Annotated in this window: 20 protein-coding genes, 2 rRNA genes and 1 other annotated feature; all 22 genes read left to right on the top strand. The window is 47.1% G+C overall.

Annotated features, from left to right (window positions below):
- The first annotated feature begins 3 nt into the window (after nt 1–3).
- The 22 genes from radC to MKY24_RS20300 all read left to right on the top strand — a co-directional run bounded on the left by radC (nt 4) and on the right by MKY24_RS20300 (nt 23,287).
- Nucleotides 4–696: a DNA repair protein RadC gene (gene radC / locus MKY24_RS20405; RefSeq protein ID WP_025722728.1), complete on the top strand. Its 693-nt coding sequence runs from the start codon at nt 4–6 to the stop codon at nt 694–696.
- A 105-nt stretch (nt 697–801) separates the two neighbouring features.
- Nucleotides 802–1,836 (top strand): rod shape-determining protein, encoded by a 1,035-nt coding sequence (locus MKY24_RS20400; protein ID WP_013311600.1) that lies wholly within the window; start codon nt 802–804, stop codon nt 1,834–1,836.
- Between the two features lie 55 nt (nt 1,837–1,891).
- Entirely contained in the window at nt 1,892–2,713 is an 822-nt protein-coding gene (gene mreC, locus MKY24_RS20395; protein ID WP_023989952.1) for a rod shape-determining protein MreC, read from the top strand.
- The gene (gene mreD / locus MKY24_RS20390; RefSeq protein ID WP_023989951.1) at nt 2,713–3,243 is read left to right on the top strand and encodes a rod shape-determining protein MreD; all 531 of its coding nucleotides are present in this window, start codon (nt 2,713–2,715) and stop codon (nt 3,241–3,243) included. The genes mreC and mreD overlap by 1 nt, the downstream gene beginning before the upstream one ends.
- A gap of 82 nt (nt 3,244–3,325) precedes the next feature.
- On the top strand, nt 3,326–3,988 hold the full coding sequence (gene minC / locus MKY24_RS20385) for a septum site-determining protein MinC (protein WP_013311597.1): 663 nt from the start codon (nt 3,326–3,328) through the stop codon (nt 3,986–3,988).
- 3 nt (nt 3,989–3,991) lie between these two features.
- A complete protein-coding gene (minD, locus tag MKY24_RS20380; RefSeq protein WP_013311596.1) occupies nt 3,992–4,789 on the top strand; it encodes a septum site-determining protein MinD in 798 nt (265 codons plus the stop codon).
- A 340-nt stretch (nt 4,790–5,129) separates the two neighbouring features.
- On the top strand, nt 5,130–5,975 hold the full coding sequence (locus MKY24_RS20375) for a peptidoglycan DD-metalloendopeptidase family protein (protein WP_023989950.1): 846 nt from the start codon (nt 5,130–5,132) through the stop codon (nt 5,973–5,975).
- The gene (locus MKY24_RS20370) at nt 5,968–6,846 is read left to right on the top strand and encodes a M50 family metallopeptidase (RefSeq protein WP_023989949.1); all 879 of its coding nucleotides are present in this window, start codon (nt 5,968–5,970) and stop codon (nt 6,844–6,846) included. The genes MKY24_RS20375 and MKY24_RS20370 overlap by 8 nt, the downstream gene beginning before the upstream one ends.
- Before the next feature lie 48 nt (nt 6,847–6,894).
- Entirely contained in the window at nt 6,895–8,079 is a 1,185-nt protein-coding gene (locus MKY24_RS20365) for an Rne/Rng family ribonuclease (RefSeq protein WP_023989948.1), read from the top strand.
- 98 nt (nt 8,080–8,177) lie between these two features.
- Nucleotides 8,178–8,265 (top strand) — a sequence feature (ribosomal protein L21 leader region).
- A gap of 13 nt (nt 8,266–8,278) precedes the next feature.
- Entirely contained in the window at nt 8,279–8,590 is a 312-nt protein-coding gene (gene rplU / locus MKY24_RS20360) for a 50S ribosomal protein L21 (RefSeq protein ID WP_013311592.1), read from the top strand.
- Nucleotides 8,591–8,603: 13 nt separating this feature from the next.
- On the top strand, nt 8,604–8,942 hold the full coding sequence (locus MKY24_RS20355) for a ribosomal-processing cysteine protease Prp (protein ID WP_339200745.1): 339 nt from the start codon (nt 8,604–8,606) through the stop codon (nt 8,940–8,942).
- A 5-nt stretch (nt 8,943–8,947) separates the two neighbouring features.
- Nucleotides 8,948–9,265: a 50S ribosomal protein L27 gene (gene rpmA, locus MKY24_RS20350; RefSeq protein ID WP_013311590.1), complete on the top strand. Its 318-nt coding sequence runs from the start codon at nt 8,948–8,950 to the stop codon at nt 9,263–9,265.
- 145 nt (nt 9,266–9,410) lie between these two features.
- Nucleotides 9,411–10,148, top strand: coding sequence for a Spo0B domain-containing protein (locus MKY24_RS20345; protein ID WP_053326604.1), 738 nt, complete (start codon nt 9,411–9,413; stop codon nt 10,146–10,148).
- A 13-nt stretch (nt 10,149–10,161) separates the two neighbouring features.
- The gene (gene obgE / locus MKY24_RS20340; RefSeq protein ID WP_023989945.1) at nt 10,162–11,472 is read left to right on the top strand and encodes a GTPase ObgE; all 1,311 of its coding nucleotides are present in this window, start codon (nt 10,162–10,164) and stop codon (nt 11,470–11,472) included.
- A gap of 157 nt (nt 11,473–11,629) precedes the next feature.
- Entirely contained in the window at nt 11,630–12,067 is a 438-nt protein-coding gene (locus MKY24_RS20335) for an ACT domain-containing protein (protein WP_013311587.1), read from the top strand.
- 43 nt (nt 12,068–12,110) lie between these two features.
- A complete protein-coding gene (locus MKY24_RS20330) occupies nt 12,111–13,397 on the top strand; it encodes a homoserine dehydrogenase (RefSeq protein WP_023989944.1) in 1,287 nt (428 codons plus the stop codon).
- 27 nt (nt 13,398–13,424) lie between these two features.
- Nucleotides 13,425–14,393 carry a homoserine kinase gene (gene thrB / locus MKY24_RS20325; RefSeq protein ID WP_160789768.1) on the top strand — a complete coding sequence of 323 codons (969 nt, stop codon included), beginning with the start codon at nt 13,425–13,427 and terminating at the stop codon, nt 14,391–14,393.
- The gene (gene pheA / locus MKY24_RS20320; protein ID WP_160789769.1) at nt 14,390–15,289 is read left to right on the top strand and encodes a prephenate dehydratase; all 900 of its coding nucleotides are present in this window, start codon (nt 14,390–14,392) and stop codon (nt 15,287–15,289) included. Before thrB ends, pheA begins: the two co-directional genes overlap by 4 nt.
- Nucleotides 15,290–15,306: 17 nt before the next feature.
- Entirely contained in the window at nt 15,307–16,191 is an 885-nt protein-coding gene (ilvE, locus tag MKY24_RS20315; protein ID WP_028541580.1) for a branched-chain-amino-acid transaminase, read from the top strand.
- 159 nt (nt 16,192–16,350) lie between these two features.
- The gene (locus tag MKY24_RS20310) at nt 16,351–17,961 is read left to right on the top strand and encodes a LysM peptidoglycan-binding domain-containing protein (RefSeq protein WP_339200740.1); all 1,611 of its coding nucleotides are present in this window, start codon (nt 16,351–16,353) and stop codon (nt 17,959–17,961) included.
- A gap of 491 nt (nt 17,962–18,452) precedes the next feature.
- Nucleotides 18,453–20,008 (top strand): 16S ribosomal RNA (locus tag MKY24_RS20305).
- Nucleotides 20,009–20,361: 353 nt separating this feature from the next.
- Nucleotides 20,362–23,287, top strand: a 23S ribosomal RNA gene (locus MKY24_RS20300).
- The 16S and 23S rRNA genes sit together here, the layout of an rRNA operon.
- Nucleotides 23,288–23,289 lie beyond the last annotated feature (2 nt).

Below are 23,289 nucleotides of genomic sequence, written 5' to 3'. Positions count from 1 at the left end.
CATATGCTGGAGTCGCCAATACTGATGCTTCGCGACCTCCCCCATGAAGAACGACCAAGAGAGCGCATGATGACATATGGGGCGGATGCCTTAAGCAACGCGGAGTTGCTGGCAATATTGCTGCGTACAGGAACGCAAAATGAGTCTTCGGTGCATTTAGCGCAGCGTATTTTGCAGCAGGCAGGAAATTTGCGTCAACTGGTGGATATGAGCTTGAGCGAGTTGACCCAGATTAAGGGCATTGGGGATGCTAAAGCGATACAGCTAAAAGCGGGTATCGAACTGGGGCGTCGATTAGCATTGTCTCGCCATTTGGAGACCCCGGTGATTAGTTGCCCGCGGGATGTGGCTGATCTGCTGTTTGAGCAGCTTCGTTATTTGCAGAAAGAGCATTTTGTATGCTTGTTCCTTAACACTAAAAATCATGTCATTGCTCAGGAAACACTATCTATGGGTAGCCTGAATTCTGCCATCGTGCATCCTCGTGAAGTATTTCGGGCAGCAATCAAATGCAGCAGCGCTTCAATCATTTGCGCTCATAACCATCCGAGCGGTGATCCGAAGCCAAGCCCGGAGGATGTCCAGTTGACTCGCCGCCTGATGGAAGCGGGCAACATCGTAGGTATCGACGTGCTTGATCATATTGTGATCGGGGACGGGACCTTTGTAAGTTTGAAGGAACAAGGTCTGATATAATATAATATTTAAATCAAACATTTAAATACGACCGGATAATCCGGCCTGAATAAACCGTTTATACATGTATAACAGATTTCAGGGAAGAGAAAAGGAGATTACATCATGCTGGGTGGCTTTACAAAAGATTTGGGAATAGACTTGGGGACGGCAAACACGCTTGTATACGTAAGAGGTAAAGGAATTGTGGTTCGTGAACCATCTGTAGTCGCTTTGCGTACAGATACAAAAACCATTGAGGCTGTTGGTGAATCTGCGAAAAAAATGATCGGTCGCACACCGGGAAATATCCGTGCGATTCGTCCGATGAAGGACGGTGTCATTGCTGATTTTGATACGACAGCAACGATGATCAAATATTTTATCCGTCAGGCGCAAGCACAACGCTCTTTGTTTCCGCGCCATCCGAACGTGATGGTTTGTGTGCCTTCAGGCATTACTGCGGTGGAGCAGCGTGCTGTTGAAGATGCGACGAAGCAAGCAGGCGCAAGAGAGGCATATACGATAGAGGAGCCGTTTGCAGCAGCAATTGGCGCTGATCTTCCTGTATGGGAGCCTACAGGCAGTATGGTTGTCGATATCGGTGGAGGTACAACCGAAGTGGCAGTCATTTCCCTGGGCGGGATTGTAACAAGCCGCTCCGTGCGTGTGGCTGGCGATGAAATGGACGAGTCCATCATCCAATACGTGAAGCGCCAATACAATCTGATGATTGGTGAACGGACTTCAGAGCAACTGAAAATGGAAGTTGGTTCAGCTATGCCATTAGAGCAAGTGGAAACCTCAGAAATCCGCGGACGTGATCTGGTAACAGGTTTGCCGAAGACGATCACGATTACTTCTGATGAAATTAGCGAAGCGTTATCGGATACAGTCAATGCAATCGTGGATGCGGTCAAAGTAACACTGGAAAAATGCCCTCCCGAGTTGGCAGCGGACATCATGGATAGAGGAATCGTACTTACTGGTGGTGGAGCACTTCTGCGTAATCTGGACAAGCTGTTGGCAGGTGAAACCGGAATGCCGGTGATCGTAGCGGAAAATCCTCTGGATTGTGTGGCAATCGGTACAGGCAGAGCGCTGGAAAATATTCATTTGTTCAAATCGCGCAGCAGTTCTGCCGTCCGTTCCAAACGTTGAATCGGGGGTGTAGGAACTGTTTAAGCTGTTTGGCAATAAAAGACTATTTGTTCTATTGATCGGAATCGTTCTGTTTATTGCCCTTATGGGGATTACACTTGGACAGAGAAATTCCTTAACCTGGCCCGAGAAGTTCGCCAGAGATTCAATTGGCTTTGTGCAAGGTATCTTTTACAGGCCCGCTTCAGCAATAGCGGGCTTCTTTGAAGATATCGGAAATATGCGCAGCATCTACGAAGAAAATGAACGGTTAAAAATTGCTGTAGCAAAGCTGACTCGTGACCAGATTCAGACCCATAATTATGTTGAAACAAATGCCAGACTGCAGAATGAACTGAAGTTCACCCAAACGCAAAAGGCGAAGAATAATTATGATTATCGTGTTGCTCAAGTGAACAGTGTCAGCAATGATTCCAAAACGCTTGTGATCGATATTGGTGAGAAGGACGGAGCGAAGGTTGGTCAGGAAGTCAGTTCGCTTGAAGGATTTGTAGGAGTCATTAGTCAAACGGGGAATTTTACGTCCACCGTTACACTGTTGACTACATTGGATCCTAAAAATCCGAATTCTTATGCCATTGCAGCGACAGTCTTGGGCAAGGAAAATCAATCGTTTGGTATGATTGAAAGCTATGATCCGGGTACGAACAGATTTCAAATGACTCGCATTGAGGAAAAAGATCCAATCGCAAAGGGTGATCAGATTATTACGTCTGGCGCAGGCGGGAAATTCCGCAAAAACCTAATGATTGGAACGGTAGAGAAGATTCAGGTTGGAGAGTTTGGCAAAACACGGACAGCGATTATTAAACCGGCAGCCAGCTTTGTGGATTGGAAAGAATTGCTCATCCTCTACACTCCTGAGGTACCGGAATAATGAAGATGCGCGGTCAGGTTCTAATACTGCTGCTGTTTGTACTGTTTATAGCTGAAGGGACGATTCTTCCATGGCTTCTTCCGGATAGTTGGCATTCAAGAATGGTTCCGAATTTTGTGTATGTCGTGATCTTGTTTGTGTCTGTGTATTACAGCCGTCATACAGCATTGGTGCTAGGTATTGTTTTTGGACTTATTCATGATGTAGTGTTCTACGGGTTTATCATTGGACCTTATTCTTTTGCAATGGGGTTGTCTGCATACTTATTGGGGCTTGTTTTTACAGCTCGACGTGCGCAGATGCCCATTATGATGGCAGCCGTGTTGATTGGTAGTTTCCTGCTGGATTCTATGCTATTTGCTATTGATCAGTTGTTCCAGCTGAATCATCAGACTTTCAATTGGGCACTTGCTCAGTATATGATTCCTGATTTATTTATCCATTTTCTGTTCGCCCTCATCATTTATGTCCCAGTTCGCAAGCAATTGCAGCGTTTGGGTACCCGTGTGAAAAAGGAAGAGGCTGTCTAGGTCTTTTTACACACATTTTGTCCGGGTTAGCAGGGATTTGACGTCCCGGGGACGAAATGATTGAGATAGGAGGGACAGGCTAATGGCGGTGAAATCGAATCATGTCACGATTAAAGGCATCAAAGATGGCCTGGTATTCCTGCTGGACGATCAATGCGAGTTTGAGGATTTGCTGGGTGAGCTGCGTTTTAAGCTGGAGCACAGTCATCAAAATATTTTAACAGGCCCGATCATTCATGTGGATATTAAGCTGGGAAGCCGAGAAGTGACAGAGGAACAGAAGGAAAGTATTCTGGAGATTTTGAAGCAGAAGGGGAATCTGCTCATCAGGTCTGTAGAATCACCTGGACTGCCTGTGGAAGTGCAGGGAAAGCCCCCTATTCACACGGTGACAGGGATTATCCGTTCTGGTCAAGTGCTTCATCACAATGGGAACCTACTCTTTTTGGGAGATGTAAACCCGGGTGGAATTATAACATGTACTGGTGATATTTATGTCCTCGGCGCTTTGCGAGGCATGGCGCATGCAGGGATGGAGGGAAATAGTGAAGCGATTATTGCGGCTTCCTATTTTGCACCGACACAGCTGCGAATTTCCGAAATGATCAGCCGTCCACCAGACGAATGGGAGACACGTGAATCCGGTATGGAATTTGCGTATCTCAAGGATGGCGCTATGCAAATAGATAAAATGAGCAATATTGTGCGTCTGGGCCGCGATTTTAACGTGTTCAAAGGGGTGTAGCACATGGGAGAGGCTATCGTCGTCACTTCAGGAAAAGGCGGCGTCGGCAAAACGACGACGTCAGCCAATATAGGAACAGCGCTTGCACTGCTCGGCAAAAAGGTATGTTTGGTGGATACGGATATCGGTTTGCGTAATCTAGACGTTGTGATGGGTCTGGAAAACCGGATTATTTACGACCTTGTTGATGTAGCGGAAGGTCGTTGCCGTTTAAATCAGGCACTGGTTAAGGACAAGCGTTTTGAGGAGCTGTATATGCTGCCAGCCGCTCAAACCAAGGACAAGAGTGCTGTTACGCCGGAGCAGGTTAAGGATATTATTTTGGAGCTTAAAAAGGATTTTGAATATATATTGATCGACTGCCCTGCGGGTATTGAACAAGGCTTTAAAAATGCCATTGCCGGAGCGGATCAGGCCATTGTTGTGACCACTCCGGAAAATGCAGCCGTACGCGATGCAGACCGGGTAATTGGTTTACTGGAAAGCTCACATGTGATATCACCCAAGTTGGTGGTTAACCGCATTCGCAATAGCATGGTTAAATCCGGAGATATGCTGGATATTGACGGGATTTTACAAGTGCTTAGCATAGACCTTATTGGGATTGTGCCGGATGATGAAATGGTAATTAAAGCAGCTAATACAGGGGAGCCTACCGTTATGAATCCAGATTCACAGGCCGCGATTGCTTACCGTAACATTGCGAGACGGATTTTGGGCGATACAGTGCCCCTCATGCAGCTAGACCAGAAGAAAAGCGTGATGACACGCTTTAAGAAGTTTTTTGGTATGGGTGGATGAGGAAAACAGGAAGTTATGGCTGGTAAATTGCTTCCACACTTCCTACGTGATTTTCCATTGGTTCTAAGGTAGGCGCTGTAGTAGTATTCATTTGTAATACTAGACACTTAAATAAGTAGTAATCTTATTTAAGTGTTTTTGGTTTGTTTTTTAAATTTCCATAATACAGTTTCTCAAAATTTATGGTCACTACATAAATATCATAAATACAAAACATAACCGGTGCGCTAGCGCCGGTTTTTTTTGATTTTTAGGTGCGTATTCCCGAACCAGACAACATAAGTTGAAGCCCGTCCTCATAAGATGTATCAAACATACCTCGCTGAGGGGGCTGAACAGGATGAATAAAAATTCCGGAATCAAGCAGCGCAGAGAAGAACGTATACAGCAGCTAATCGCGGGAAGCAAAGCGGAGACGTATCCCTCTGGCATATATCAGAACAGGCACGGGGATAAAGATATGAAGTCGATGCCTATAGTCAGTGCCAACTCGCCCAGAGACCCAGAAACTGAGTGGAAAAATGAGCGGCAACGCTGGCAGCAATCTTTTGGGACGAATCGTGGTCCGTCTTTTTGGACTTCCTTTTGGCGAAGATCAGTCATAGCAACGGTGTTATTTGGAATGGTATGGGGAATGTTTCGTTGGGATATTCCCTATGCAGTGAATTTGAGAATGTTTATTGCGGATGCCTTGAATAAGGATATGGATTTTGCAGCCGTCGGACAATGGTATGAAACTTATTTTGACGGAGCTCCTTCCTTTTTGCCGATTTTTGGCGAGGAGCATGAAACGCACAAGGTTGATGCAAGTCGAAAGGGATCTCCACCGATCGAAGGCAACATAACACAGCCTTTTGTACTGAGCCTTAAAGGAGTAGAAATTACGCCGAATGTTACCGACAACGGGGCAATCGCTGTTAAAAGTATAGATGCAGGACGAGTATTAGACATATTAAATCATCCCAAAAGCGGGATTTCGGTTACAGTTCGACACACTGGCGGTATCACAGCAACTTACGGAAGGCTTTCCCGCTCTACCTTAAAAGTGAACGACTGGGTTCAGGAGGGAGATGAGATCGGTGTACTGCCAGCAAGTCACAGTGGCAGCGAGGCGGCAACTTTGTTTTTGGCAGTTCAGAGAGGGGATCAATACATTGACCCGTCGGAAGTGGTAGCCCTTGATTAATGTCCGAGGGGTGACCTTATCATTACATCCACTGTTTGTATTGGTTATGCTGACCTCTATATTAACTGGACATTTTATCGAGATCATAACTTTATTTACATTGGTGTTTATTCATGAGCTAGGTCATGCGACAGCTGCTTCGTTGTTGGGCGCGCGGGTGCTTTCCATACAGATGTTACCCTTTGGAGGAGTGGCGGTCATTGAGGATCAGGGGAAGCTCAATGCGTGGAAGGAGATTGTCATTGCGCTAGCGGGGCCCCTGCAAAACGGAATCATGATCATCATCCTTTTGTGGTTCAGAAATGTGAGTGGGCTGGAGTATGATTATGTAAATTATATAATTCAGGGGAATGCAGTTATTGCACTGTTTAATTTGCTGCCCATTTTACCACTTGATGGTGGAAAAATATTACAGTCATTGATTAGCTTATCTTGTTCTTATCACCGCACATTAGTGTGGACTTTTAGAGCCAGTATCGTAACGAGTCTGCTATTTTGTATGTATGGTATTTCACCGTTGTTAAGGCAAAATGGACCTATGCATTTAAATCTGCTGGCGGTAGGGATTTTTTTGCTTTATTCTAATATTGTGGATTATCGGAATATCCCTTACCGTTTTATACGGTTTTTGCTGGGGAGGGACGAGCTTTTTTACCGCGAAGTAGCTAAGGGGAGTATTGCCTTACCTATTGTATCCCTGCCAGTGAAACATTTGGAGCCTATTTTGCGTCTTTTCAGAAGAGATCGGTATCATATGGTTTATGTTATGAATGAACAGGGACGGATTGTAGCCGTACTGCCGGAGCAACGTCTTATTCGCTCTTATTTTGCGACACGCCCGCCAGATGGTGGAGAACCCAAGCCCAAATAATGTTTTATGAGTTAAGGAAGAGGCTGTATCCAGAGAGGTTGAAAAACCATGAAGCAAATGATTGTACAATGCCAGCAGCAGATGACCCAAATGGCGCTGTTGGAAGAGGGACGATTGGTTGAATATGCGGCTGAATTACCGCGAAAACGGGGAATTCTAGGTTCTTTTTTCAAAGCGAGGGTGGTCAATGTGCTACCAGGTATGCAAGCCGCCTTTGTTGACATTGGACAGCGAAAGAATGCCTTTTTGTATGTAGATGACGTACTTCATGCTCATTTGGACAAGCAGCCGGAGGTAAAGCCATCCATTTCAGAAGTGTTAAAGGTGGGGCAGGAAATTGTAGTGCAGGTATTAAAAGAGGCTGTTGGTAGCAAGGGAGCCAGGGTCACCACTCATTTTTCACTTCCGGGTCGCTGGATCGTATATATGCCCCGTGCTGATTATGTGGCCGTATCCAAGAAGATCGAACGTGAGGGCGAACGTACCCGTTTGAAAGCAATGGGAGAGCAGCTACGCACAAGTGAGGAAGGACTCATAATCCGTACCGTTTCGGAAGACATGAGTATAGAGGCGATTGAAAATGATTTAAATCAACTGCGTAAGCAGTGGGCGGCTATTCAGCGTAAAGCTGGTGAACACTCGGCTCCGTGCGAATTACATCGGGATTTAAGTATCGTTCAGCGATTGATTAGGGATGTGTTTACACCTGAACAGGATGAACTGGTTATTGACAGTGAAGAGCAAGCAAAGGACGCAGAAATAATGCTGCAACAGATTGGTCCTGCGAAAGCTCATGTAAGTATATTTCGTGGTGCAGAAGAAACAATTTTTAAAGCTTATGGCATTCATGAGCAGCTGGAACGCGATTTTGCGCGAAAGGTATGGTTGCAGGGCGGCGGTTATATTGTCATTGATCATACGGAGGCATTAACCGTCATTGATGTGAATACGGGGAAGTTTACGGGAGGCAGTAATCTGGAAGAGACGGTGACCCAGACTAACATTGAAGCAGCCGAAGAGATTGCCCGCCTGGTACGTGTGCGTGATATTGGTGGTATCATCATCATTGATTTTATTGACATGGAACAAGAGGAGAATCGTCGGGAAGTATCCTCTGTGCTGGAAGCAAGATTGAAGAAGGATCGGACCAAATCTTATGTTGTCGGTTGGACGCGGTTAGGTTTGCTGGAAATGACCCGTAAAAAAGTGCGTGAGGAAAAGACGCTCGTGTAGAGCGGTGCGAAACCAAAAATCATTTTAAAACTAAAGGTTGAATGTGTACAAAGCTTGTGCTACAATCATTTAGTATGTGTGATGCGTAAGATTGGCTGCACATGCTGTAACCGCTCCAATCAGGTACTGAAGTACAGTATCCTAAGGGAATCTGTCACCTGCTATTAGGCGAGTCTGAGACATAAGGAGGTGCAAGCAAATGTACGCAATTATCGAAACAGGTGGTAAGCAATACAAAGTTCAAGAGGGCGACGTATTGTTCATCGAGAAGTTGGAAGCTAATGATGGTGAAACTGTAACGTTCGATCGTGTTCTGGCAGTGTCCGGCGACAATGGCTTGACAGCAGGTACACCGCTTCTTTCTGGAGCTTCTGTAACAGCTAAAGTTGAGAAGCATGGTCAAGGTCAAAAGGTCATCGTATACAAATACAAACCTAAAAAGAACTACCATGTGAAGCAAGGTCATCGTCAACCGTACACGAAAGTGACGATTGAAAAAATCCAAGCGTAAGAGGGTGCGATAAGTGATTATCGTGCGTATTACACGACTGGAGGATGGCAGCATACAGGGGTTTTCCGTTAAAGGGCATGCGAATTTCGCTAGATCTGGCGAGGATATCGTATGTGCTGGCGTTTCAGCGGTAACGGTAGGAACTGTCAATTCGATTGGAGCTCTTACGGACGTTGAGATGGAAACGGAAATGGAAAACGGCTTTTTAAGCGCGTATCTTTCTCCTGAAAGTTATCATGATGCGAACGCACAGGTTCAACTGTTGCTGGAGTCCATGGTGATTATGCTGACAAGTATTGCTGAATCATACGGTAAGTATATTCAAATAGAAAATAATCAAAGAAGGAGGTAGACATCATGTTGAAATTGACATTGGATCTTCAATTATTCGCATCGAAAAAAGGTGTAGGTTCCACAAAAAACGGACGTGACAGTAGATCGAAACGTCTTGGAGTGAAACGTGCTGACGGTCAAGCAGTTACCGGCGGTAGCATCCTGGTTCGTCAACGCGGAACGAAAATTCACCCGGGCACGAACGTGGGCATCGGTAAGGACGACACTCTGTTCGCGAAAGTGGACGGCGTTGTGAAGTTCGAACGTTGGGGCCGTGATCGCAAAAAGGTGAGCATCTACCCGATCGACGTTGCTCCAGTAGCAGCTACTGTAGAAGCTTAATAGCGGCTTAGACACGCTGAAAAGCCTCCGGCACTTTTGTCGGAGGCTTTTTTGCATGATGGTAATGAACTGGAAAGTTAGTCTGTGCTATACTGGATTAAGGTTCTTTAATAATCCATTTAATTTCGCAGAACGGAGAGAAGCCATGTTCCAGCGGATAAGAGCGCCTTATCTGGCGTTGGGTTCCATTCTGATTCCTTTGGTTTTTTCACTGCTCTATCCTGAAGTATTAACGATTATCTTATTAGCAGTATGGTCTGTAGTTGCTGCATGCTTTGGTATGTGGTATACGCAAAGACAGGTCGAGTATGAGCGGAAAGCTGCTTTGCGTTCTTTTGAGCGTACAGCGATTTCAATGCTTAACCATCATCGGCATGACTGGATGAATGACTTGCAAGTGCTTTATGGATATATTCGTATGAATAAGCATGATAAATCTGTTGCTTATGTGGAAACAATAAAAGGGCGCGTGGCGGAAGACAGTAAAATATCTAAGTTGGGTATTCCCTCACTGGTGTTTTATTTGCAGTCTTTTCGCGTGAACGCCGGTAATTTACAGTTGTCGGTACAGGTTGAGGAGCAGTTAAAGTTAGACGCTGTCATGTCTCCCGAAGACGGCGAGTCGCTTGCCTCGGCCGTCATAGAAACGGTGCGTGCGTATCAATATGGCGGGGGCCGGTCGTCCTGGGGAGAAGTGCGCAGATTGACACTTTTTTTCGGTATGGATCAGAATGATGTTATCGTCCGTTTTGAAGGAAGTGACATACCTGCGGATTTGAATATCCTGAAGCGGGTCAGATCCGTACTCGGAAGTGAACGCATTCGAACAGAGAAGCTCCCTACGGGCGAAATGTTTCAAATTCGGATGCAGTGCCAGACATAAGGAAGGTGTAACCATGTTTGTAGATAAAGCGAAGATTTTTGTTAAAGGCGGTGACGGTGGGGACGGATTAATTGCGTTTCGCCGTGAGAAATACGTTCCTGAAGGTGGCCCAGGTGGTGGTGACGGAGGGAACGGTGGAGACGTAATTTTCCGTGTAGATGAGGGTTTGCGTACCTTGATGGATTTTCGGTACCAACGTCATTTTAAAGCCCAACGTGGAGTGAAAGGTCGTAACAAAAGCCAACACGGAGCCAATGCGGAGCACATGATCGTACGTATACCACCGGGAACGGTCATCATAGATGATGATACTGGTGAAGTAGTAGCAGATATGACACGTCATGGTCAACAAGTCGTCGTAGCTAAAGGAGGACGCGGAGGACGCGGGAACATCCGTTTTGCTACACCGAATAATCCAGCGCCTGAGTTGGCTGAGAACGGCGCAGAGGGACAAGAACGTTATATCACGCTTGAGTTAAAAGTAATGGCTGACGTAGGTTTGGTCGGGTTCCCTAGTGTAGGGAAGTCTACCTTGTTGTCGGTTGTATCTTCCGCAAAACCGAAAATTGGGGCATACCACTTTACAACGATTACTCCGAATTTGGGCGTTGTGGATGTGGGTGATCATCGTAACTTTGTGATGGCGGATTTGCCTGGTTTGATTGAAGGAGCTCATGAAGGTATTGGGCTGGGACATGAATTTCTGCGGCACATTGAGCGGACGCGTATTATTATCCATGTCGTGGATATGGCGGGCTCCGAAGGACGTGATCCGTTTGAAGATTGGACTAAAATTAACGACGAATTGAAGCAATATAATGCAACATTGGCTGAGCGTCCACAAATTGTGGCGGCCAATAAAATGGATATGCCGGAGGCGGAAGAAAACCTGACTCACTTCAAAGAGCAGATTGCTTCTATACGTCCTGATCTTGAAATCATGCCTATTTCCTCACTGACACGTCAAGGTGTGAAGGAACTGCTCTACCGGGCTGCTGATTTGCTGGATCAAATACCGGACGAGCCGGTTGTTGAGGAAGTAGCAGAAGTCAATGAACGTAAGGTATTTAAGCTGGATACAGCAGAAGACGATGGCTTTACAATTGTGCGTGAAAACGACACATTCGTGGTGCAGAGCCCTAAAATTGAGCGCATGATGAAGCGCATGCAGTTGAACTCGCATGATGCCATTTTGAAATTAGCAAGAACGTTACGCCATATGGGTGTGGATGCTGAGTTACGCAAGCGTGGCGCCAAAGATGGTACATCTGTACGCATTGCTGATTTCGAGTTCGAATTTGTTGAAGGCAGCAGCTACTACTAAATTTCAAATAAAGGTCTAAAACCTGAACGGTTACTGTACTATAGGAAACTCTATAGAAGGCAGTAGCCGTTTTTTGCATTGTTTGCTTGCCGATTTTCAAGAGTTTCGATATAATGTCCTCTATACAAAAACATAAGTCTTTGAGGAGAGGACGTTCTTGAAAGAGCGCTATTACTTGGTACGGGAAGATATTTTGCCTGAAGCTATTGTTAAGACCATACAGGTGAAACTGCTGCTGGCTTCAGGAGATGTTAAAACCGTGCATGATGCTGTGGAGCAAGTTGGGCTAAGCCGAAGCGCCTTTTATAAATATAAGGATGGCATACATTTGGTTAATCAGCTGGAGCGTGAGCGAATTGTCAATATCTCTATTGATTTAGAGCATCAATCCGGAATGTTGTCCAGGGTGCTTGGCAGAGTGGCTGATTTCGGAGGCAATGTGCTGACGATCCAGCAAAGTATTCCACTGCAAGGCAGAGCCAACGTAGTCATCTCCGTAGAAATGTCCAGACTCAGTGAAGAGTTGGGTGTTCTACTGGAGGGCTTGGAAGATATCTCTGGAGTTAAACGTGTTCGCCTGATTGGGCAAGGTTAAGGCGATTCAGTTCATTAGACATAAGTTCGCGGGAGGGGAATGGATGAAACCGGTCAAAGTAGGATTGTTAGGTTTGGGGACGGTTGGAACGGGAGTCGTTCGAATCGTAGAAGGCAATCAGGAAGACTTGAGCAGACAAGTCGGTTCACCGATCATCATTGAAAAAATAGCTGTAAAAAACATAGAAAAATATCGTTCCATTGAAGTGGAGACGGCCAAGCTTACTGAGGACCCATGGGAAGTTATTCGGGACCCTGAAATTGATGTAATTATTGAAGTTATGGGCGGCGTTGATCAGACGAAGGAGTACATTCTTGAAGCGCTGGAGCGGGGTAAACACATCGTAACAGCAAATAAGGACTTAATGGCTTTGCACGGTTCTGAAGTATTAGCAAAGGCGCAGGAAAAGCAGTGTGATATTTTTTATGAAGCTAGTGTAGCAGGTGGTATCCCGATCATTCGTACATTAATTGAAGGCTTCTCCTCCGACCGCATTACCCGCATTATGGGGATTGTGAACGGTACGACAAACTTTATTTTAACAAAAATGAGTCAGGAAGGGGCCTCGTACGAGGAAGTTCTCAAGGAAGCGCAGGAGCTTGGGTATGCTGAATCGGATCCGACCTCAGACGTGGAAGGACTGGATGCAGCTCGTAAAATGGCAATTCTCGGCACGCTTGGTTTCCGCTCTAATGTAGAGCTCAAGGATGTAAGTGTCAGCGGCATTTCAAAGGTAACCAGTGAAGATATTGCTTTTGCTAAAAAACTAGGATATGAAATGAAATTGCTCGGGATTGCAGAGCGCCAAGGTGATGAATTTACGATTAACGTTCAGCCGACCATGGTACGCAAGCAGCATCCATTGGCTTCGGTGAACGGGGTATTCAACGCGGTGTATGTGCATGGTGAAGCAGTGGGTGAAACCATGTTTTATGGTGCGGGTGCAGGTGAAATGCCGACGGCAACATCGGTTGTAGCCGATTTAGTAGCTGTAGTGAAAAATCTCAAACTTGGTGTCAATGGGCTTAAAGCCATCGTTCCTTACAATCCCAAAAAAATTAGTAACGATGAAGATGTGTATTTCAAAAACTTCGTGCTTCTGCATGTGGATGATAAAGCAGGGGTGTTGGCACGGATTACGCAAGTATTTGCTGAATTTGATGTCAGTCTGGCATCTGTTGTGCAGCAACCGAATGAGGTTAACCCCGATGCTGAAATTATTATCGTGACTCATTTAGCCAGTAAAGCGAGTATGAAAAAGGTTTTGGAGCATTTTGAAACTTTGGACGTCATCCGTCGCATCAAGAGCGTATATCGAGTAGAGGGATAGTCAATAAAAGCAGGAGGAATTGTCTGTATGACCGTTTTAAAAACAGCAAGAGTGCGTGTGCCTGCGAGTACGGCCAACTTGGGTCCCGGCTTTGATACATTGGGCATGGCATTGTCCTTATATGCATGGATTGAAATGAAGGAGGCCGAACAGACGGCTTTTCATTTATACGGAAATGAAATGAATGGTGTTCCCCAAGATAAAACTAATCTGATTTTCAAGGTAGCACAAATGGTTTTTCGGGAAGCAGGTGTATCTGTACCTGAGCTCGATATTTCGATGTACTCGGATATTCCACTTACTCGTGGTTTGGGCAGCAGTGCTTCTGCCATTGTGGGCGCCTTGGTCGCTGCTAATACGTTGATTGGATCGCCTCTGCCGGATTCCAAGCTGTTCGATATGGCAAGCGCCATTGAAAAACATCCGGATAATGTTGGAGCTTCCCTGTTTGGTGGTATTATTACAGCGATGTGGGATGGCGAGCATGCTAGGCATTTACGACTTGAACCGGATGCTAATCTGGAGGTTATGGTAGTTATTCCAGATTTTCAGCTGTCCACGTCGAAAGCCAGAGAGGTTCTACCCGCGCATGTATCATTGAAGGATGCCGTATATAATATTAGTCATGCTTCCATGCTGGTAGCAGCATTGGCGTCGGGAAGAACCGATTTAATTGCCGAAGCGATGCGTGATCAGCTTCATCAGCCTTACCGTTCGGCGCTTGTGCCGGGTATGACAGAGATCCTGCAGGACGCGCACCATTATGGTGCCTTGGGTGTGGCTCTCAGTGGGGCTGGACCGACGCTGCTGGCATTGACGGATCAACGGGAGAATCGGAAAGCGGAGCTGGAGCAGTATTTAACGGATACCGTGAACAAAGAGGGGATCACTGCTTCTGTTTTAAAATTGCGCCCTGAGAGTGAAGGAGTTAAAGTATATACAGAAGGGAATACACTCCCTTTTATGGATATGATTAAAGGGGAACTTACGATATGAAACGAATTGCACTTCTTCCTGAGGGGACCGTTTCTCATGAAGCGATTAAGTATTTGTTAGGAGATACGTCCCATGAATTACTGTTTTACAAGCATATTGCGGACGTATTTCAGGCAGTAGACAAGGGACAGGCAGACTATAGTGTAATTCCCATTGAAAATACGATTGATGGCTCTGTAAGTTTGCATATGGATTGGCTTGTACATGAAGTAGACATTCAAATGCAGGCGGAATGGGTATATCCTTCAATTCAAAATCTTATTGGACATCGTAGTGAGTTTACGAAGGATTTGGACAAGCTGGATTTGAGCAAAGTGGTCAAAATTATGTCTCATCCTGTAGCGCTTCCCCAGTGTAAAGAATTCATACAGGCTTCCGCTCCTCAGGCCGAGCTGGAGAGTGCAGGAAGTACGGCAGAAGCCGTCGAAATTGTTAAACATAACCCCGGTAAAGGCTGGACCGCTCTCGGAACCAAGCTCGCGGCTGCCAAACACGGATTGGATATTTTGGCCAGCAAAGTAACGGATCACGATAACAACTTTACCCGCTTTGTCTTGATCGGCCATCAACCTATAAGTCTCCCGGGTACACCTGAAGGTCAGCGAACCAGTATTTTGGTCACGCCACCGCAGGATTTCCCGGGAGCGCTGCATCAGGTTTTATCCGCATTTGCATGGCGCAGGTTAAATCTGTCCCGTATTGAATCGCGTCCGACCAAAAAGCAATTGGGGAATTATTATTTTTACATTGAAGTTTTGGAATCTCTGCATTCCGTTCTGCTTCCGGCAGCCTTTGCAGAGATTGAGGCTTTGGGATGCCATGTACGTATTCTTGGCTCTTATCCAAGCTACAAGTATGTTGAAGCAGCGATCGAACCTATTTTAAAGGAACATTAATCGGAGGTGTGGTTTTAATGGCAGAACAATGGATCTATCTGGATGGGCAGCATGTGACTAAGGAAAACGCAAAGGTTTCCGTATATGATCATGGATTCTTGTACGGAGACGGTATATTTGAGGGCATTCGTATTTATAACGGGAATATTTTTAAATGTAAGGAGCACTTGGAGCGTCTGTATGATTCTGCGAAATCCATTCAGTTAAACATTCCGTTGTCTCCTGATGAAATGTTGGAAGCAATGGCTGAAACGATTCGTCTTAACGAAATGCGTAACGGATATATCCGTCTGATTGTATCCCGAGGTGCAGGGAATCTAGGTTTAGATCCTCTTCGTTGTGCGAAGGCGAGTGTCATCATTATCGTGGAGCAGCTCGCCATTTACCCGGAAGAAGCTTACTTGACTGGCCTGAAGACAATTTCTGTCTCTCAGCGTCGCAACATCCCAGATGCTTTGAATCCGAAGATTAAATCATTGAACTATCTCAACAACATCCTCGTGAAGATCCAGTCTAACTATGCTGGTGTGGGTGAGGCTATTATGCTCAATTCCCAAGGGTATGTGACGGAAGGCTCTGCGGACAACATTTTCATTGTCAAAAACGGAGTGTTATATACACCTCCTTGCTATTTGGGAGCGCTTGAAGGGATTACTCGTAATGCTATTATCGATTTGAGTGCTAAGCTTGGATACCCCCTTAAGGAACAACCTTTTACACTGCATGATGTATATGTTGCGGACGAGGTGTTTTTTACAGGAACTGCAGCAGAAGTTATTGCAGCTTATGAAGTGGATGGTCGTACGATCGGCTCCGGCGTTGCTGGCCCAGTGACTTTGGAGCTCTTGGCTGAGTTCCGGAAGATCGTGGATAAGGATGGCTACAAAGTGTGGCAGGACTAAAATAAAACCGAATCCTTTTAGCTGAATGCTCGTGAGAGTATTCGGTTGAGAGGATTTTTTTGTTTGTATGGGGTCATTCGCCCGGGAGGTGCATAGGATGTAATAACAGAAGCCGGGCGTTTATCCCGCCCGAACGAAAGTCTAGGAGGTTTGTGACCTGTGAAAATACACATCGTCAAAAAAGGTGACACTCTGTACTTGCTGGCACAGAAGTATAATGTGACGCTGGAGAAAGTTATTGCCGCCAATCCCCAATTGGCAGACCCTAATCAGTTGAGCATCGGCGAGAAAATTAAAATTCCAACAGACCCTGTTACGATGGAAACACAGCCGTCAACGGTATATCAACACAAGGTTAAGCAAGGAGATTCATTGTGGAAGTTGTCCAAGGCGTGGAATGTACCGCTTAAGCTAATTATTGATGCCAATTCCCAGCTTAAAAACCCGAACGCACTTCTGGTTGGAGAAACAGTTAATATTCCACACTACAAAGAAGAGGCGTCTGATTTTACTGAGAATAAAAAAAATACCGCAGTCAAAGAAGAGATGACACAGCCTAAACCTGAATCCCCAACCAAGCAAGAACTTACCCAGCCCAAGGCGGAGTTGACGCAGCCTAAGCAGGAGAATATGCCTAGCCCTAAAGAAGAGATGACACAGCCAAAAGAAACAGTGAATCCTCCTAAGCTTCCTGAATTAAAACTGCCTGAAGTTCCTATGGCACCCGTAAATCCTGCTCCACCTCAAATGCAGCCCATAGTTACTCCACCTGCTCCACCTCAAATGCAGCCCATAGTTACCCAACCGATTGCATCTAAGCCACAGCTTCCTACAACTGTTGTGAAGCAACCTGTAGCTGAAAAATTTTGCGGCTGCACAAAATCGGAGCCGATGGTAAATTCCGAGTGGTCGATACAACAGCCGACATTTGATTATAGCCCACAAATAAATGCAATGCCGAACTCGTGGTATCCGGGGATTGGGTCTCCACAAACTTTGGGGAATGCGCCTATAAATACCTCCTTAGCAGAATATGCCTCTCCTACTGTAGTTTCTGATCAGGGCTATCATCATGAATGTGAGCATCCATGGTGCTGGGGGCCTGTGCAGACATCACCCATAAATGCCCATCCAACACCTTATCCTGCCTATTCAGATTGCTGCGCCCCCGGATATTATCCGAGTCATGAGGCGTCTGAAAATGCATCCTACCCTGTCTATCCTCCCTTTATCCATCAAGGGCATCCGCAGCAGTATCCAGAGAGTACAGTCCAGGGCAGTCAATGGAGCCAGGCATGGGGAGGACCTCAATATGGTTTGCCTGCGGGTGGAAACGTGTCCGACTATAGCCAGTTACAAGGACAACAATCTGCGAATTCCCCTTATCATCCGTTTGCGCATGGGAATGCACCTATGTATCCATTAGAGGGATATACAACCCCCTATATGTTTATGCCAGACTGTGGATGCCGGGAAGAGAACGCCCAGTCGGCACCAGCAATTCCAGGAACGCAAGAGATGGGTAACAATCTGACTATTGCATCCCAAAATGAAGATGTTTCTTCTTCTAAACCAAAGGATCGTAGCGTGCGTAAAGGTAAATCAAAAGACGGTTCTGGCAGTACATCCAAAGAAGAGACGTCTAAAGCCAAGGTTTCCAGTAAAAATGCTAGCAATAAGAAGCAAAAATCCCATAATTCAAGTGGAGGAGAACCCCGTTCCTCATCCTATAATGCTCGTTCGCGTAAAAATCCATGGATTAAGGACTGACGTGGCTAAATGTAAAAAGAGAGGGACCTCCTAGTAGTGCCCCGGCTTTATTATTCATTAAGAGAAAGAAATGAATGTTAAAGAGACTGTTATTCTGCTTGTGGGAATAATGGTCTCTTTATTTAAATGCAGTGATTTAAAGATGAAAAAAGAATTCAAAAAAAGGTGTTGCTATTTAGCGTATTTATGTGGTATATTCTTATAGCTGTCTTTTACAAGATAGTTAGCAACACGAAAACAAAGCAGAATTGATTAAAAAATTCTCTTGAAAAAAAGTGTTGCAAAGACGTAGAAAACATGATATATTATTTAAGTCGCCGCTGAGATGCGGTGGTGAAACAAAGTAAGACATAATGCAGGTTTGATCTTTGAAAACTGAACAACGAGTGAGTAAAACGATTTTGTTCGCAAAATCAAACAAGAGATATTTTTATCTCGTCAGTTTCAACATGAGCTTATCGCTCTTTCTATAAACCAGCTTCGGTTGGTCTTTAATGGAGAGTTTGATCCTGGCTCAGGACGAACGCTGGCGGCGTGCCTAATACATGCAAGTCGAGCGGGGTTGTTTAGAAGCTTGCTTCTAAACAACCTAGCGGCGGACGGGTGAGTAACACGTAGGCAACCTGCCCACAAGACAGGGATAACTACCGGAAACGGTAGCTAATACCCGATACATCCTTTTCCTGCATGGGAGAAGGAGGAAAGACGGAGCAATCTGTCACTTGTGGATGGGCCTGCGGCGCATTAGCTAGTTGGTGGGGTAAAGGCCTACCAAGGCGACGATGCGTAGCCGACCTGAGAGGGTGATCGGCCACACTGGGACTGAGACACGGCCCAGACTCCTACGGGAGGCAGCAGTAGGGAATCTTCCGCAATGGGCGAAAGCCTGACGGAGCAACGCCGCGTGAGTGATGAAGGTTTTCGGATCGTAAAGCTCTGTTGCCAGGGAAGAACGTCTTGTAGAGTAACTGCTACAAGAGTGACGGTACCTGAGAAGAAAGCCCCGGCTAACTACGTGCCAGCAGCCGCGGTAATACGTAGGGGGCAAGCGTTGTCCGGAATTATTGGGCGTAAAGCGCGCGCAGGCGGCTCTTTAAGTCTGGTGTTTAATCCCGAGGCTCAACTTCGGGTCGCACTGGAAACTGGGGAGCTTGAGTGCAGAAGAGGAGAGTGGAATTCCACGTGTAGCGGTGAAATGCGTAGATATGTGGAGGAACACCAGTGGCGAAGGCGACTCTCTGGGCTGTAACTGACGCTGAGGCGCGAAAGCGTGGGGAGCAAACAGGATTAGATACCCTGGTAGTCCACGCCGTAAACGATGAATGCTAGGTGTTAGGGGTTTCGATACCCTTGGTGCCGAAGTTAACACATTAAGCATTCCGCCTGGGGAGTACGGTCGCAAGACTGAAACTCAAAGGAATTGACGGGGACCCGCACAAGCAGTGGAGTATGTGGTTTAATTCGAAGCAACGCGAAGAACCTTACCAGGTCTTGACATCCCTCTGACCGGTCTAGAGATAGGCCTTTCCTTCGGGACAGAGGAGACAGGTGGTGCATGGTTGTCGTCAGCTCGTGTCGTGAGATGTTGGGTTAAGTCCCGCAACGAGCGCAACCCTTATGCTTAGTTGCCAGCAGGTCAAGCTGGGCACTCTAAGCAGACTGCCGGTGACAAACCGGAGGAAGGTGGGGATGACGTCAAATCATCATGCCCCTTATGACCTGGGCTACACACGTACTACAATGGCCGGTACAACGGGAAGCGAAATCGCGAGGTGGAGCCAATCCTAGAAAAGCCGGTCTCAGTTCGGATTGTAGGCTGCAACTCGCCTACATGAAGTCGGAATTGCTAGTAATCGCGGATCAGCATGCCGCGGTGAATACGTTCCCGGGTCTTGTACACACCGCCCGTCACACCACGAGAGTTTACAACACCCGAAGTCGGTGGGGTAACCCGCAAGGGAGCCAGCCGCCGAAGGTGGGGTAGATGATTGGGGTGAAGTCGTAACAAGGTAGCCGTATCGGAAGGTGCGGCTGGATCACCTCCTTTCTATGGAGAATCGTTTCCTGCAACGGAAACATTCAAATATGAAGCGTAAGCTTCAAAACTCAGGTTTAGGCCTGTTACTCACTCGTTGCTCAGTTTTGAGAGCTCAAACTCTCAAGCTTCGACGAATGTTTCATTCACACATCCGTGTGGAACCGAAATATTCATCGGGTTTCGCTTCGAAGAAGCGAATTGCACCTTGAAAACTGGATACCGAAACGAAATTGCGTTTTAGAATATTCCTTTAAGCTGATCTTGTGTAAACAAGTGAAATAAAGGTAGCTGCCTTGAATTTCATTCACACGTAAGTGTTGAACCGAAATTCAAAGCGAATCGTATTTACCATGTAAATACTAGGTTAAGCTACAAAGAGCACACGGAGGATGCCTAGGCGCCAGGAGCCGACGAAGGACGTGGCGAACAACGATAAGGCCTCGGGGAGCTGTAAGCAAGCTTTGATCCGGGGATGTCCGAATGGGGAAACCCGGCTGTCTTCATCGACAGTCACTTTCTGCTGAATACATAGGCAGAATAGAGGCAGACCAGGGGAACTGAAACATCTAAGTACCCTGAGGAAGAGAAAACAATAGTGATTCCGTCAGTAGCGGCGAGCGAACGCGGATTAGCCCAAACCAAGGAGCTTGCTCCTTGGGGTTGTGGGACGTCTCACATGGAGTTACAAAGGAACCGGTTAGATGAAGAGGTCTGGAAAGGCCCGCCAGAGAAGGTAAAAGCCCTGTAGTTCAAAACTTGTTCTCTCCGAGACGGATCCCGAGTAGTGCGGGGCACGTGAAACCCCGTATGAATCCGGCAGGACCATCTGCCAAGGCTAAATACTCCCTGGCGACCGATAGTGAAGCAGTACCGTGAGGGAAAGGTGAAAAGCACCCCGGAAGGGGAGTGAAATAGATCCTGAAACCGTGTGCTTACAAGAAGTCAGAGCCCGATCTAGGGGTGATGGCGTGCCTTTTGTAGAATGAACCGGCGAGTTACGTTCCCGTGCAAGGTTAAGGTGAAGAGCTGAAGCCGCAGCGAAAGCGAGTCTGAATAGGGCGACTTGAGTACGTGGACGTAGACCCGAAACCGGGTGATCTACCCCTGTCCAGGGTGAAGGTGCGGTAACACGCACTGGAGGCCCGAACCCACGCATGTTGAAAAATGCGGGGATGAGGTGGGGGTAGCGGAGAAATTCCAATCGAACCCGGAGATAGCTGGTTCTCCCCGAAATAGCTTTAGGGCTAGCCTCGGAAAAAAGAATCGTGGAGGTAGAGCACTGATTGGGTGCGGGGCCCGCAAGGGTTACCAAGCTCAGTCAAACTCCGAATGCCATAGATTTAGTTCCGGGAGTCAGACAGTGAGTGCTAAGATCCATTGTCGAAAGGGAAACAGCCCAGACCATCAGCTAAGGTCCCCAAGTGTGTGTTAAGTGGGAAAGGATGTGGAGTTGCACAGACAACCAGGATGTTGGCTTAGAAGCAGCCACCATTGAAAGAGTGCGTAATAGCTCACTGGTCGAGTGACTCTGCGCCGAAAATGTAACGGGGCTAAACACACCACCGAAGCTATGGCTTGATGCTTGCATCAGGGGTAGGGGAGCGTTGAATGCGGGTTGAAGGTGTACCGTAAGGAGCGCTGGACTGCATTCAAGTGAGAATGCCGGTATGAGTAACGAAAAGATCTGTGAGAATCAGATCCGCCGAAAGCCTAAGGGTTCCTGAGGAAGGTTCGTCCGCTCAGGGTAAGTCGGGACCTAAGGCGAGGCCGATAGGCGTAGTCGAAGGACAACAGGTCGAAATTCCTGTACCACCGTAATCCGTTATGAGCGATGGGGTGACGCAGTAGGGTAGTGACGCGGACTGATGGATGTCCGTCTAAGCAGTGAGGCTGGTGTGTAGGCAAATCCGCACATCGTAAGGCTGGGCTGTGATGGGGAGCGAAAATTGTAGTAGCGAAGGTCATGATCTCAGACTGCCAAGAAAAGCCTCTAGCCAGGAGAAGGTGCCCGTACCGCAAACCGACACAGGTAGGCGAGAAGAGAATTCTAAGGCGCGCGGAAGAACTCTCGTTAAGGAACTCGGCAAAATGACCCCGTAACTTCGGGAGAAGGGGTGCCTCGGTAGGGTGAATAGCCCGAGGGGGCCGCAGTGAAAAGGCCCAAGCGACTGTTTAGCAAAAACACAGGTCTGTGCGAAGCCGCAAGGCGAAGTATACGGGCTGACGCCTGCCCGGTGCTGGAAGGTTAAGGGGAGTGGTAAGCCTTCGGGCGAAGCTATGAACCGAAGCCCCAGTAAACGGCGGCCGTAACTATAACGGTCCTAAGGTAGCGAAATTCCTTGTCAGGTAAATTCTGACCCGCACGAATGGCGTAACGACTTGGGCGCTGTCTCAACGAGAGATCCGGTGAAATTTTAATACCTGTGAAGATGCAGGTTACCCGCGACAAGACGGAAAGACCCCATGGAGCTTTACTGCAGCTTGATATTGAATTTGGGTACGATCTGTACAGGATAGGTGGGAGCCGTTGAATCTTGAGCGCCAGCTTGAGAGGAGGCATCCTTGGGATACCACCCTGATCGTATCTAGGTTCTAACTTGGTACCGTGATCCGGTGCGAGGACAGTGTCAGGTGGGCAGTTTGACTGGGGCGGTCGCCTCCTAAAGAGTAACGGAGGCGCCCCAAGGTTCCCTCAGAATGGTTGGAAATCATTCGAAGAGTGCAAAGGCAGAAGGGAGCTTGACTGCGAGACCTACAAGTCGAGCAGGGACGAAAGTCGGGCTTAGTGATCCGGTGGTACCGCATGGAAGGGCCATCGCTCAACGGATAAAAGCTACCCTGGGGATAACAGGCTTATCTCCCCCAAGAGTCCACATCGACGGGGAGGTTTGGCACCTCGATGTCGGCTCATCGCATCCTGGGGCTGAAGTAGGTCCCAAGGGTTGGGCTGTTCGCCCATTAAAGCGGTACGCGAGCTGGGTTCAGAACGTCGTGAGACAGTTCGGTCCCTATCTGTCGTGGGCGTAGGAAATTTGAGAGGAGCTGTCCTTAGTACGAGAGGACCGGGATGGACGTACCGCTGGTGTACCAGTTGTTCCGCCAGGAGCACCGCTGGGTAGCTATGTACGGAAGGGATAAGCGCTGAAAGCATCTAAGCGTGAAGCCCCCCTCAAGATGAGATTTCCCAATTAGTAAGACCCCTTGAAGACGACGAGGTAGATAGGTTGGGGGTGGAAGTGCAGTAATGCATGGAGCTGACCAATACTAATCGGTCGAGGGCTTATCCTAAG

The organism is Paenibacillus sp. FSL P2-0322, from assembly GCF_037975315.1.
GTDB classification, from domain to species: domain Bacteria; phylum Bacillota; class Bacilli; order Paenibacillales; family Paenibacillaceae; genus Paenibacillus; species Paenibacillus polymyxa_B.
The sequence above is the reverse complement of the archived record's forward strand: the minus strand, read 5'-3'. Positions and strand labels throughout refer to the sequence as shown.

What these genes read in the sequence shown, in the direction of transcription:
- MKY24_RS20400 (WP_013311600.1), top strand. Translation starts at nt 802, where the DNA reads ATGCTGGGTGGCTTTACAAAAGATTTGGGAATAGACTTGGGGACGGCA.
- rpmA (WP_013311590.1), top strand. Translation starts at nt 8,948, where the DNA reads ATGTTGAAATTGACATTGGATCTTCAATTATTCGCATCGAAAAAAGGT.
- rplU (WP_013311592.1), top strand. Translation starts at nt 8,279, where the DNA reads ATGTACGCAATTATCGAAACAGGTGGTAAGCAATACAAAGTTCAAGAG.
- obgE (WP_023989945.1), top strand. Translation starts at nt 10,162, where the DNA reads ATGTTTGTAGATAAAGCGAAGATTTTTGTTAAAGGCGGTGACGGTGGG.
- thrB (WP_160789768.1), top strand. Translation starts at nt 13,425, where the DNA reads ATGACCGTTTTAAAAACAGCAAGAGTGCGTGTGCCTGCGAGTACGGCC.
- MKY24_RS20330 (WP_023989944.1), top strand. Translation starts at nt 12,111, where the DNA reads ATGAAACCGGTCAAAGTAGGATTGTTAGGTTTGGGGACGGTTGGAACG.
- pheA (WP_160789769.1), top strand. Translation starts at nt 14,390, where the DNA reads ATGAAACGAATTGCACTTCTTCCTGAGGGGACCGTTTCTCATGAAGCG.
- minD (WP_013311596.1), top strand. Translation starts at nt 3,992, where the DNA reads ATGGGAGAGGCTATCGTCGTCACTTCAGGAAAAGGCGGCGTCGGCAAA.
- MKY24_RS20375 (WP_023989950.1), top strand. Translation starts at nt 5,130, where the DNA reads ATGAATAAAAATTCCGGAATCAAGCAGCGCAGAGAAGAACGTATACAG.
- ilvE (WP_028541580.1), top strand. Translation starts at nt 15,307, where the DNA reads ATGGCAGAACAATGGATCTATCTGGATGGGCAGCATGTGACTAAGGAA.
- mreD (WP_023989951.1), top strand. Translation starts at nt 2,713, where the DNA reads ATGAAGATGCGCGGTCAGGTTCTAATACTGCTGCTGTTTGTACTGTTT.
- MKY24_RS20365 (WP_023989948.1), top strand. Translation starts at nt 6,895, where the DNA reads ATGAAGCAAATGATTGTACAATGCCAGCAGCAGATGACCCAAATGGCG.
- minC (WP_013311597.1), top strand. Translation starts at nt 3,326, where the DNA reads ATGGCGGTGAAATCGAATCATGTCACGATTAAAGGCATCAAAGATGGC.
- MKY24_RS20345 (WP_053326604.1), top strand. Translation starts at nt 9,411, where the DNA reads ATGTTCCAGCGGATAAGAGCGCCTTATCTGGCGTTGGGTTCCATTCTG.
- radC (WP_025722728.1), top strand. Translation starts at nt 4, where the DNA reads ATGCTGGAGTCGCCAATACTGATGCTTCGCGACCTCCCCCATGAAGAA.